The following is an 11,329-nucleotide window of genomic DNA, read 5'->3' on the forward strand; positions in this document are numbered from 1 at the left end:
GGTTGCCCAGTCCTGCTGGTTTGAAGAAAAGGGAGCGCGCAGCCCGCTTCCGGAGAAAGCAATCACATCTGCCGGAACAGATGGGCGAACTGACGGCTGACGGGAAGTTTTTCGGCTCGACCCTTGAGCTTCAGGTGGGTGCGACCGGCCTCGTCCTGCTCCGCGTGGCTGATGCCAGCGACGTTGACGAGGGTGCCGCGATGGATCTGCCAGAACTGCCGGGGATCCAGAGCCGCCATCAGCTCGCGCAGCGACGTGCGGATCAGGCCGTCGCTGCTGGCCGTCGCGACGGTGACGTATTTGTCGCAGGCCTCAAAATACAGAACCTGTTCGACCGGGATCATCCTGACCGAATTGCCGACGCCGATGCGGATGAAGCGCAGAGGCTCCGTGACTTCAGGCTTTTCGAGCAAGCCTTTCAGGGCAAGGGCGAGCGCGTCGAGCGCAGGAGCCGGTTCGGGGGCCGAGAGCCTTTGCTTGAGACGGGAGATGCAACGGGCGAGGCGCTCAGGTTCAACCGGTTTGAGCAGGTAGTCGATCGCCGCGGTATCGAAGGCCGGTAGCGCGTATTCGTCGTAAGCGGTGACGAACACGATCAGTGGTGGTCGCGCGCGCTCGCAGAGTTCGCGCGCCGTCTGCAGGCCGTCGCACACCGGCATCCGGACATCGAGGAACACGACATCGGGTTGGAGGCGATCGATCAGGGTCAGCGCTTCCGCCCCGTTGGCGGCGACGCCGACGCATTGGGCCTCGGCCCAGAGCTCTGCGAGATGGGCTGCCAGAGCGCGGGCGAGCAGCGGTTCGTCCTCGGCGATCAGGTAATGCACGGCTTTCATGCCTTGTCCTCCAGTGCGGCGAACGGGATGCGCAGCTGGGCGGCCGTCCCGGAGGGCTCTCTTGCGCGCAACTCCAGGCTGGTTTCGTCTCCATAGAGCATTGCGAGGCGTTCGCGGACATTGGCCAGTCCCGTACCCGTGCTCGTTTCGTTGAATGGGGCTTTGTCCAGGCCCACCCCGTTGTCGCTGACGTCTATCGTCAGCGTCTGCCCTTCGCTGCGGACGGCGACCGTGATGTTGCCGCCGCTGGCCGAGGGTTCGATGCCGTGTTTGATCGCGTTCTCGACCAGAGGCTGCAGCAGCATCGGAGCAAACGGAAGCTCGGCGTATTCCGGGGGGCAGAGCACGGAGGCGCTGAAGCGGTCAGGCAGCCGGATCTCCATGATCGACAGATAGGCGCGCAATTGCTCGCACTCCTCGCCGAGCGTGCACTGCGTGCTGCGGGCGTGGGTCAGCGAATTGCGCAGGAAACGGTTGAGGTGGCCGAGCAGGACGCGGGCCTGTTTGGGGTCGAGGCCGATCAGCGCATCGAGATTGGCCAGCGTGTTGAACAGGAAATGGGGCTCGATCTGGGCTTGCAGGCTGCGCAGCTGGGCTTCAAGAACGGCCCGTTTGGCCAGCTCCTCCCGCTGGCGGGCCTCGATCAGCTGGGCTTTGCGAAAGAAGTAGAGAATGCCCAGGGTTCCTCCGAGGATCGAGAAGCCCAGACTCCTGAGTTGGGCGGGCAAGGAAACCTCTCCCAGAAGCAGCAGGGAATGGTTCGCCTTGAACAGGCTGGAGACGGTGCCGCCCAGCAGGAAACCGGAGGGGATGCCGATCAGGGCCAGAACCGCAATCGTGATGTTTCCGCGAACGCACAGCCGGGTGCAGGCGACGCGCAGCGCGAGGATCGCGGAACTGATGCCCAGCCCTATGCAGTGACTGGTGATCATGATCTCGCCGATTCGCTCCCAGGCGGGCAGGTAGGCGGCGCAGAAGAACCCGACCAGCGTGTTGATGGCCAGCACGGCCGGCAGTTCCCGCAGTGCGGTGCGCCAAACGGGGCGGGTCGTGTCGTAATAGGCGGGTGCGGCGGAGTTCATCGATTCGGGCCGATCTGTGTGCGCACTAGAAAGGGTACTTGATCCAGAGGTAGGCTTTGCTCTTGTCCGGAAGATTATCCGCGATGGCCGAACCCGGGCCAGCATAGCGTCGCCAGCCTCCTTCGACGCTGAGCTCGTCCCCCTGCCAGGCGAGCGAAATCGTCGTGATGCGACCATGATCGGCAGGCATATAGAGCATGTCGAGCGCGGGCGACCAGCGGGTGTCGGTCCAGGCGGCACGGAGCAGGACGTTGTCTCGCTGCAGGTTGGTGCTGGCCAGAGTCGTTGCGCTGTTCGCGAGCTGGCCGATATGCGCGTCGGCAGGCAAATTTGTGGGGAGACTTTCGATCCGGTTGCGCCAGTTTTTCCATTCCTGCCGGCTCGGCGCACGACTGTCATGCCAATACTCGGCCATCAGTGAGAGCTGATTCTCCGAAGTCCAGCTCGTGCCGAGAAGGCTTTGCCATCCGCCCTCCGTGGTCTTCTGCGCATAGAGCCCTCCTTCTTCGACATAGCGATCCAGCTTTTCGGCGCGGAGCGCCGAGGCGTGGATCTCCAGCGAATCCGTGATCACGCTGGCGATCGCGAGTCCCGCCTGCGCGCCGGTGCGCCGTCCCCAGCGGGCGACGGCGTGGGCGTCGGAGCTCCCGCGGCGCAGGAAGTAGCGGAGCGCGACGGCCGACTCTTCGGGGCCAGCGGCCCCGGCGCTTTTCAGAGGATTCGCGAGCACCAGAGACCAGGCCGAATCGCCGCTATAGCGCTCGGCCATCGCGACGCGCACGCCTTCGAGCGTTGAACCGTAGAGGGTGCGGCGGTTCTCCTGCTGGATGACATCGAGAGGGCGGAAGCCCTGGCCGACATCCCAGCTAACGATCTTCTTGCCGACCGTGAAATGCCAGTCCTCCGTCTTGCCTGACCAGTTCAGTTCGTTGATCAGACCCCGGGTCTGCTCTTCGCCGGGCGAGCTGCGAGCATGGGTGATCGTTGCCTGAGCCTGAAATTGGCCTTTTCGCCCCTTGAGCGAAAGCTCTTCTTCGAGCGTCTCGCTGCCCGCCTGCAGTTGCGCATTGGCAGGAGCGAGAACGCCGCTGTGGTTGCTGCTTGCCGATTCGGCCAGCAGCCGCACCGAGCCGGATCCGTCGCCGTCCCCGGCGAGGCAGGGGAGAGCGGTTAGGGCCAGGCTCAGCAGCAGGGCCGCACGCCGATGAGCGGATCGCTTTTCCATGCTCAGAGCTCGGCCCGGGTCAGGAACATCGGATTAAACCATTCGTCCGGTGCGCGCCTGGGTTTGCGTTCGAGGTAGTGCACGACAGTCTCGCGGCTCTTCTCGATCTGGTCCTGCAGAACCATCTCCTTGACCTGACGGCGACCGTCGATCTTTTCCAGTACGAAGCGCGCCCGCTTGGCGAGCTTGTCCGACTGCACGAAGAGATCAGAGCGCACGGGTTCGGCGCTGCCGGCGGCCAGCCACAGTTCGATGCGCGCGTAGGTGACACCTTTGCGCTGAGCGTTCAGCGACAGATGGGTGCAGCGCAGCTTGCCGCCTTCGTCGCAGGCCTCGTCGCCGACGATCTTCCCGTCGTAGTCCCCGGCCCAGGTCATCGTTGCGATGTCGCCGGTCGATGCGTCGCCCAGCAGCTTTTGCGTCGGGGTGATGCGCATCGGACGCTGGCTGCTGGGCATGATCAGCCAGAAGTCATCGCCGAGCATCAGCACCTTCTGCCCTTTCTCGGCCGGCGAGCGCATCAGCACCAGGGACTGCCGGCTCTCGCGCAACAGCACGAGATAGCGGCGATCCTTGCTGGGGTGGCCGTGCTTGTTGATGACGATCTGGGTTTCCACCTGCATCGCGGTATCGGAGAGGCGATAGGCATCGGCCTTCTTCAGCAGTGCCTGGACCTTCTCGTCGGCTTGGGCTGAAGGGAGCAACAGAGCGGCGAAAAGCGTTGCGAAAAGGGCTTTCTTAAACATGAGCCAGAGCCTCCACGATGGGTTTGCGCGCGCTGTGGCGGCTGACCAGCGCTGCACACAAGGTCGCGAGCGCGGTGATTCCGGCCACGACCAACAGATAGATCAGCGGGTTGATCGCGACCGCGAGCGGGTAGCCAACGCTGTGTCCCGGCGGAGGGGGCATCTTGAGGTCGGCGAAGAGCAGCGCGATTGAGATCGCCAGCGCGAGCAGGGCTCCGGCGCAGGCTCCCGCGCCGCCGAGAACTGCGCCCTCCATCGCGAAGGAGCGGATCAGCTGCGCCGGGAGGGTGCCAAGCGCGCGCAAGGTGCCGATTTCACGGGTGCGCTCGACGATGGCCATGCTCATCGCGTTGGCGACGACGAAGAGGACGATCATCGCGATGATGCCGCCGAGGGCGCCGAAGATCCGGTTATAGAGGCTGCGAACCGACTCGTAATAGAACGCCTGGTCGCGCCAGGTCTGGGCCGTGAAGCCTTTCCCTGCCGTCTTCTCTATCCGTGCCCGGGCGGAGTCGGCCTGCTTCATGTCGGAGAGATAGACGCCAAGCTGGCTGATGTTCTGCGTCACGAGAAGCTGCTGCGCGGTCGGCAGATCCGTATAGATGGCCCGTTTGTCGTAGTCGGGTACGCCGGTCGAGAAGGTGCCGCGCACTTCGACGTCCACCGCATTGAGCGCGCCCTCGGTGGTCGAGGTCAGCAGCGTCAGCCCTGAACCTGGATGGACGTTGAGCGTTTTCGCCAGAGTATCGCCGAGCAGGACCTGCGGAACCCCTTGGTGTCGGGAGTCCAGGAGCTGTCCGCTCTTGATCGTCAGAAACGGCCCTTTGACGAGGAACTCGCTGTCCGGATCGATCCCCGTGCCCATCATGATCACGGATTTGTCGCCGTTTGAAACCAGACCTGAAAAGCTGATCCGGGGGAGTAAATAGCGCACCTCGCTGTCGGCAAGCAGGCGTTCGCGCAGTTCCGGGTAGTTCCCGATACCGTACTGAAGTGGCGTGTCCTCCTCGCGCAGGAAGTGTTCGCTCCGCGCCACGACCAGGTGGCCGGCATCGCGTGCCGCGGATTCGGCGAGTCCCTGATAGGTGAACTCGGCGAATCCGGCGGCCAGCAGGATGGCCGCGGTGCCCAGCGCCGCAATGCTCAAGGTGACCGCCGAGCGGCGGCGGTTGCGCAGCGCATTCAGAAAGGCGAATTTAAGCCACTTCATGAGCTTCTCCTTGGAGGGTTTGGGCGGGCGGGACCGTTTCGAGAAGGCAGCCGTCGCGCATCGCGAGGACGCGGTCGCAGCGATCGCTCATCCGGCTGTCGTGAGTGGCGACCAGGCAGGCCGCGCCTTCTTCGTGACAGAGCTCGCGGATTAGCGAGATCACCTGATTCGCGGTCTGCGAGTCCAGATTGGCCGTCGGCTCGTCGGCGATGACCAGGCGAGGTGTCTTGATCAAGGCACGCGCGACGGCGACCCTCTGCCTTTGCCCGCCGGAGAGGGCGTCGGGGCGGCGCGCCGCCTGTTCCGAGAGTCCCACCTTGGCCAGCATTTCGCCGACCCGTTTCCGGCGCTCGGCCGTCGGCACACCCGAGAGGAAGAGCGGGTAGTCGACGTTGTCGGCGACGCTCATCACCGGCACCAGGTTGAAACCCTGAAAGATGAAGCCGATCGCGACGCGGCGCAGCAGGGCACGTTCGTGTTCGTCGAGCGCGCCGACCTCCCTGCCTTCGAGCAGATAGCGTCCGGAGTCGGCGCAGTCGATCAGACCGGCGATATTGAGCAGAGTGCTCTTGCCGCTGCCTGACGGACCGGTCAGGGCCAGCATCTCGCCAGGCGAGACGCTCAGACTGGCGTCGGAGAGGGCGCGAACGCCCACTTCGCCCATCCTGTAGCTCTTGCTGATGCCGTTGAGGTGGACGACGGAGGGCCTCATTGCCAGATCTCCTTGAGCTGGGTTTGCGCGGCCCGGCGTTCGGTTTCACTTCCCGAAGCCAACAGCCCGATCGCAGTGATGCGGGCGGTGGGCAACTGCTCGCGGCGTGCAGTCTTCAGAGCCAGATCGACTACGGATCTGCGAAAGCCTTCGGGACTTGTCGCCAGCTCGGGGTGGGTAAGCAGAGCCTGCAGCTGCTGATGGCCGACCGTGCTGCGCTTGAACAGGCCGGGCAACGCCAGGAAGGTGCTGGCGGCGACCAACCGGGTTTCGAGCGAGATCGGCACGCCGCGCAGGTTTTGCTGATCGTGTTGGGGGCCGAGAAGGCGCAGGGCCTTGTCGATCTCGGCGAGGCCATCCTCGGTGTATTTCATCTTGTTCCAGGGCAGCAGCGCGTGACTGCCTTGCAGGGTTGCCGAGGATCCGAGATAGGCGTGCAGCAGAGGGTTGCCCGGGTCCTGGCGCAGCAGTTGCTCAAAAGCCGCGACCGAGGCGTCGGCTGCGGCCGAATCTCCTGAACGGGCTTTTTGCAAGATGCCGAAAGCGGACTGAAAGGCTGTCGTATCGATTGCCTGTGCAGCCGGAGCCAGTGACAGTGCCAGAGCGAGCAGGAGGAGGGCGGTTTTCATGTCTTGTCCTGAAGGAAGAAGAGCCTTCAATTTAGGTGGGCCGGTCTCGGCAGGCAGCAACGCTGAGACGAAACGACGAAGCCGGGCGCGAGTGGTTCCTGGGAGGCGCGAATGAAGCGGGGACAAAAAAAGCCCGCCGGGTAGGGGCGGGCTTTGGCTTGAGTTGCGGCGATCAGCGCTTGGGAGTGCCGATCAGGTCGATGACGACTCGGCGGTTGGGCGCGAGGCACTCGCGCAGCTTGGGGTTGTCGCGGTTCCTTGGGACGATCTCGTCGCACTTCGCGACAGGTTCGCTGCTTCCTTTGCCGACGACACGGACCTTGTCGGCCGGGACTCCGTGCATCTGCAGGTAGTCGCGGACTGCTGCGGCGCGGCGTTCGGAGAGCGGCTGATTGCTGCTCTCCGAACCGATTGGATCGGTATGGCCGGTTACGATCACCTCTTCGAGCGAATAGGAGGCCATCCGGGTGATGAACTTGTTCAGCGCGGAGATGTTGCCGTCCCTGAGCTTGTCGCTGCCAAAGTCGAACAGCGCATCGGAAGAGAGTTTGGCGCTGAGCGCCGGCTTCTTCGCCGCCTCCGCCAGGCGGTCGGTGATCGGAGGGCGCCCGGCCATCGCCGCCGCGGTATCGAGGGCCGGCGCGAGGTAAATCTCGCCGGCGCAGTTGACGGTCGCGTCTTCGGTGGGAGTCTCCTGGCCATCTTCATCGGGTGCCTGCTTCGCAATGGGGGCGAGCTTGAGCGCCGGCAGGATCTGGTGCGCGGCGGCCAGGACGCGGTAATCGGCGAGCTGCCGGTCATAGTCCGTCCGGGTCTGGGAGCGGCGCGCCTCGAACAGTTCGTTCTCGGTGTCGAGCAAGTCGAGCAGCGTGCGTTGGCCGATATCGAACTGTTGCCGGTAGGCGTCGCGCGCCTTCTGGGTCGAGAGCGAGTGCTGGTCGAGGAAAGTGCTCTGTTCGCGCAGAGCCCGGGCATCGTTCAACGCGATCGCGGTGGTCTGGGCGACGTCGCGGCAGACTTTGTCCCTCTGCGCCTGGGCTGCGTAGAAGAGCTCGGAGCTCTGCCTCACCCTGGCCCGATCCGCGCCGCCGCGGAACAGGTTGTAGTTGAGCACGACTTTGGCTTCGGTCGAGTTGTAGCTGCCTGTCGCGCCATCCAGGTTGCGCTCGTAGTTGCGAGCGAGCTGCAGTTCCAGCGTGGGCATGTTGGCGGCGCGGTTCTGGCCCTTCTCGGCGCGCGCCGCGCGCATGTTCGCGACCGCGGCGCGGAAAGCCGGGCTGGCTGCGATTGCGGACGGCAACGGATTCGTATCGCGCGGCAGATCGGCGCTGACCGCCGGAGCGTCAGACAGGCTGTCGCCCGGGAGCTTGCCGACGATGCGGTAGTAGCGCTGGGTCACGTCGTGTAGGTTCGACGTCTCAGTGAGCCAGTTCGACTGGGCTAAAGCCAGGCGGCCGGCGGCCAGTTCGAGGTCGACGCGTCGGCCGACTCCCGCCTTGACGCGGTCCTCGATCTGGCCGAACACTTCGCGGTGGGTGGCCCAGTTCTCGCGTGCGAGCTCGACCAGGTGGCGATAGCGCAGCACGTCGAGATAGGCCTGAACCGCGCTCAGTGCGGTCGAGTCCGAAGTGTCGAGCAACTCATAGTAGCGGGTCAGTTTCGTGAAACCGGCGCGCTTGACGTCGTGGTAAGTGGCCAGGCCATCGAACAGCACCTGACGCAGCTGAACCGATGCGCCGGGATGGTTGTACCAGCCCGTCTTGGTGACCGGATAGTCGTGTTTTTCCTGGCCGACGTAGCCCTGGAGATTGACCTGGGGCATCCAGCCGCCTTGCGCGACGTCCTTGGCATCCTCGGCTGCGCGCAGTGCGTGGTAGCGTGCGAGCACTTCGGGGTTGTGCAAGATGGCTTGCTCAACGGTTTCCGGCAGGGTCGCTGCGGCGCAGGGGCCGCTGCTGAAGATCAAGGCGAAGACCAGCGAAGACAGAACGAATTTCAATTCAGGACTCCTCATCCTTTTGGGTATTCAGAGTGCGTTTTTCAGCGTGGGAGATCGGACTCCCCATTATCCCGTTTGTTCAATCCTGACGGAGGCTAGGCGCGATAACATCGGAAGAAAGTCGCTCTTTGTGCGAGATTTAACCTGTGTTTGCGTTTCCTCCTTGTCTTCAGTGCTTGACTCGGTCTCCACTCACCGTTGCAATTCTGTCGTGCTCTTCTCTCTGCTGTCCCGCTCATCGCCTTCGTCGATTGCCGCGACCCTGTTGCGCCGTCTTGCGCTGCTGGGGGCTCTGCTGTGCCTGTTCGCCTGGGCGGCGGTTGGCGAGGATGCCGCGCTGGTGGCTGTGGCTGCTCAGCGCTATGGCGCAGGTGGGGCCGGCGCGGTTCGCGAATGGCGCGCCCTGCTCTCCTCGCTCAGAGGGCAGAGCGAAGCGGACCAGCTGCGTCGGGTCAATGACTTCGTCAATCGCCGGATCCGCTTCGCCGAGGATTCGGTCGTCTGGCAGCAGGCGGACTACTGGGCTACGCCCGTCGAATCGCTAGGCCGGGGGCTGGGCGACTGCGAAGACTATGTGATCGCCAAGTACTTCTCGCTCCGCGAGCTGGGTGTGCCGACCGCGAAGCTCAGACTGATCTATGCGCGGGCGCGCATCGGCGGGCCGCACAGCAGCGTGACCCAGGCGCACATGGTGCTGGGCTATTTTGCGACGCCCCAGGCCGTCCCTCTCGTGCTTGATAATCTGCTCGGCGAGATTCGCCCGGCGACCCAGCGTACGGATCTCGCCCCGGTATTCAGCTTCAATGGCGATGGTGTGTATGCCGGGGCCGCGACGACCCCGGTCGAGCGCATCACCCGTTGGAAAGAGTTGCTCCTGCGTATGCAGGCCGAGGGCTACTCGCCCTGAGAAAAGGAAAGCCCATGTCTTTGTTGCGCCAACTGTGGATTACGGTCATTGTCGCCAGCCTGATCGCCTGGCTGGGAGGTTTCGCGGTGAGCATCTACACCGCGCGCAGCTATCTTGAGCAGCACCTGCTTGCCCAGGGAGCCGATACGGCTACGGCCCTGGCCTTGTCGATGTCGCAGCAGAAGATCGATCGCGCGATGGCCGAAGTGATGGTCTCCGCGCTGTTCGACTCCGGGCACTTTGAGCGGGTCCAGTACCAGGATGTTCAGGGCAGGACGATCGCGGAGCGGCACAGTGGCGTTGTCGAAAGCCTGACTCCCGAATGGTTCGTGCGCCTGATCCCGATTGAAGCCGAGCCTGGCGTCGCGCTGGTTAGCCAGGGCTGGACCCAGGCCGGCCGCGTTACGATCGTCGCTCAGAAGCGCTTCGCCTACGATGCTCTGTGGCGGGGGTCGCTGCAGTTCGGCGCCGTCATGTCGCTGCTCGGCGCGCTGCTGATCCTGGCGATCAAGTTGCTGATGCGCTGGGTGAGGGCGCCCATCGATCTGATGGTCGAACAGGCCCGGGCGATCGGTGAGCGGCGCTTCATCACCAACGAGGAACCCAAGATCCGCGAGTTTCGCAGTGTCGTGCGGGCCTTGAACCTGATGGTCGGACAGGTCAGAACCATGTTTGCTGAGCAGGCGGGGCGGATCGATGCGCTGCGCTCCGAGGCCAACCGGGACGCGCTGACCGGCTTGCCGAACCGCAGTTTCTTCCTGGGCTGTCTGGGAAGCGAGCTGGATGGTGAGGACTCGCCGGCGGTCGGCGCTCTGGCGCTGATCCGGCTCAAGGATCTGACCGAGACGAACCGGCGCCTGGGGCGAGAGCGCACCGATGGCCTGATCAAGGCGCTGGCCGCGGCGCTGCAAGGGATTGTTGGCGACGGGGCTCTGCTCGCCCGCCTCAACGGAGCCGATTTCGCGTGGCTGATCCCGGGCGCCGAATCCGAAATGGTGCAGGCGCGCGCGGAGGAAATCGTCCATGCGCTCGAAGCGCTGCGCCGCCGCCTCCACCTCGAGCAGGATGTGGCGGGCCACGTCGGCGTGACGCTGTACCGCCACGGCGATGATCTCGCCGGCGTGCTGGCGCGCGCCGATGCGGCGCTGATGCGGGCCGAACGCGGCGAAGGGGGCGCTGCCGTGATCAGCGGCTACGACACGCCTCTGGTTGCGCGAACCCAGGAAGCGTGGCGGATTCTGCTCCAGCAGTCGGTTGCCCGGCGCAGTTTCGCTCTGGCGACCTTTCCGGTGCTGCACATCGATGGAAAGCCTTGGCACGACGAAGCGATGATGAGGATGAGCGCGCCCGACGACGGAGATCCGTGGACGGCGGGCCAGTTCATGCCGGCTGCCGATCGCCTGGGCATGACCGCCGAGCTCGACCTTCTCGCGGTCGAACTGGCGCTGCAGCGCCTGCAGCACGGAGGTGAGGCGGTCGCGGTCAATATCTCGCCGTTGTCGCTGCAGAGTCTCGAATTCCGTGCCGGCCTCGAGCGCCTGCTCGCTGCAGCACCGCTTGCCGCGAGCCGGTTGTGGATGGAAGTCTCCGAAGCCGGCCTCGATCAGGGGCTGTCCGGTCTGGCCGCCGTTTCGCCGATTCTGGGTCAGTACGGTAGCCGGCTGGGGATCGAACACTTCGGTCGCCAGTTCTCGGCGATCCCCAGGCTTTACGCGCAGCGGATCGACTACCTGAAGATCGATGGCAGCTTCGTCTCCGGTATCGCCGAGAACGAAGGCAACCAGCGCCTCGTCAAGGCGATCGCCGATGTCGCGCGCGGCCTGGATATCCTGGTCCTGGCCGAGCGGGTCAGCAGCGAAGCCGAATGGCGGATGCTCGCCGACCTCGGCGTTGCCGGAGTCACCGGACCGGCCGCAACCGCGCGTGCGCAGGCCAAGCCGGCGCACCCGTGATCGACGCGAGCCCGGCGAGAGCCGGGCTCTG

10 protein-coding genes are annotated in these 11,329 nt (G+C 64.7%); 2 read left to right on the forward strand and 8 right to left on the reverse strand.

Going from position 1 to position 11,329, the window contains the following annotated elements:
• Positions 1-62: 62 nt before the first annotated feature.
• From ACHFB9_RS03190 to ACHFB9_RS03225, 8 genes are all read right to left on the reverse strand, one after another.
• A complete protein-coding gene (locus ACHFB9_RS03190; protein ID WP_417069533.1) occupies positions 63-836 on the reverse strand; it encodes a LytR/AlgR family response regulator transcription factor in 774 nt (257 codons plus the stop codon).
• A complete protein-coding gene (locus ACHFB9_RS03195) occupies positions 833-1,918 on the reverse strand; it encodes a sensor histidine kinase (protein WP_417069534.1) in 1,086 nt (361 codons plus the stop codon). Before ACHFB9_RS03195 ends, ACHFB9_RS03190 begins: the two co-directional genes overlap by 4 nt.
• A 25-nt stretch (positions 1,919-1,943) precedes the next feature.
• Complete coding sequence (locus ACHFB9_RS03200; protein ID WP_417069535.1) at positions 1,944-3,143, reverse strand: hypothetical protein; 1,200 nt, start codon at positions 3,141-3,143, stop codon at positions 1,944-1,946.
• Positions 3,144-3,145: 2 nt separating this feature from the next.
• Positions 3,146-3,889 (reverse strand): outer membrane lipoprotein-sorting protein, encoded by a 744-nt coding sequence (locus ACHFB9_RS03205; RefSeq protein ID WP_417069536.1) that lies wholly within the window; start codon positions 3,887-3,889, stop codon positions 3,146-3,148.
• Positions 3,882-5,099, reverse strand: coding sequence for an ABC transporter permease (locus tag ACHFB9_RS03210; RefSeq protein WP_417069537.1), 1,218 nt, complete (start codon positions 5,097-5,099; stop codon positions 3,882-3,884). Before ACHFB9_RS03210 ends, ACHFB9_RS03205 begins: the two co-directional genes overlap by 8 nt.
• Positions 5,086-5,811, reverse strand: a complete 726-nt coding sequence (locus ACHFB9_RS03215) for an ABC transporter ATP-binding protein (protein ID WP_417069538.1) — start codon at positions 5,809-5,811, stop codon at positions 5,086-5,088. Before ACHFB9_RS03215 ends, ACHFB9_RS03210 begins: the two co-directional genes overlap by 14 nt.
• Complete coding sequence (locus ACHFB9_RS03220; protein ID WP_417069539.1) at positions 5,808-6,440, reverse strand: hypothetical protein; 633 nt, start codon at positions 6,438-6,440, stop codon at positions 5,808-5,810. The genes ACHFB9_RS03215 and ACHFB9_RS03220 overlap by 4 nt, the downstream gene beginning before the upstream one ends.
• 172 nt (positions 6,441-6,612) lie before the next feature.
• Complete coding sequence (locus ACHFB9_RS03225) at positions 6,613-8,439, reverse strand: TolC family outer membrane protein (protein WP_417069540.1); 1,827 nt, start codon at positions 8,437-8,439, stop codon at positions 6,613-6,615.
• A gap of 211 nt (positions 8,440-8,650) precedes the next feature.
• On the opposite strand from ACHFB9_RS03225, the gene ACHFB9_RS03230 reads away from it, so the two are divergent.
• Both ACHFB9_RS03230 and ACHFB9_RS03235 read left to right on the forward strand, forming a co-directional pair.
• Entirely contained in the window at positions 8,651-9,346 is a 696-nt protein-coding gene (locus tag ACHFB9_RS03230) for a transglutaminase-like cysteine peptidase (RefSeq protein WP_417069541.1), read from the forward strand.
• Positions 9,347-9,360: 14 nt separating this feature from the next.
• Entirely contained in the window at positions 9,361-11,298 is a 1,938-nt protein-coding gene (locus tag ACHFB9_RS03235) for an EAL domain-containing protein (protein WP_417069542.1), read from the forward strand.
• The last annotated feature ends 31 nt before the right edge of the window (positions 11,299-11,329 follow it).

The organism is Niveibacterium terrae (assembly GCF_048213115.1).
Lineage (GTDB): Bacteria > Pseudomonadota > Gammaproteobacteria > Burkholderiales > Rhodocyclaceae > Niveibacterium > Niveibacterium terrae.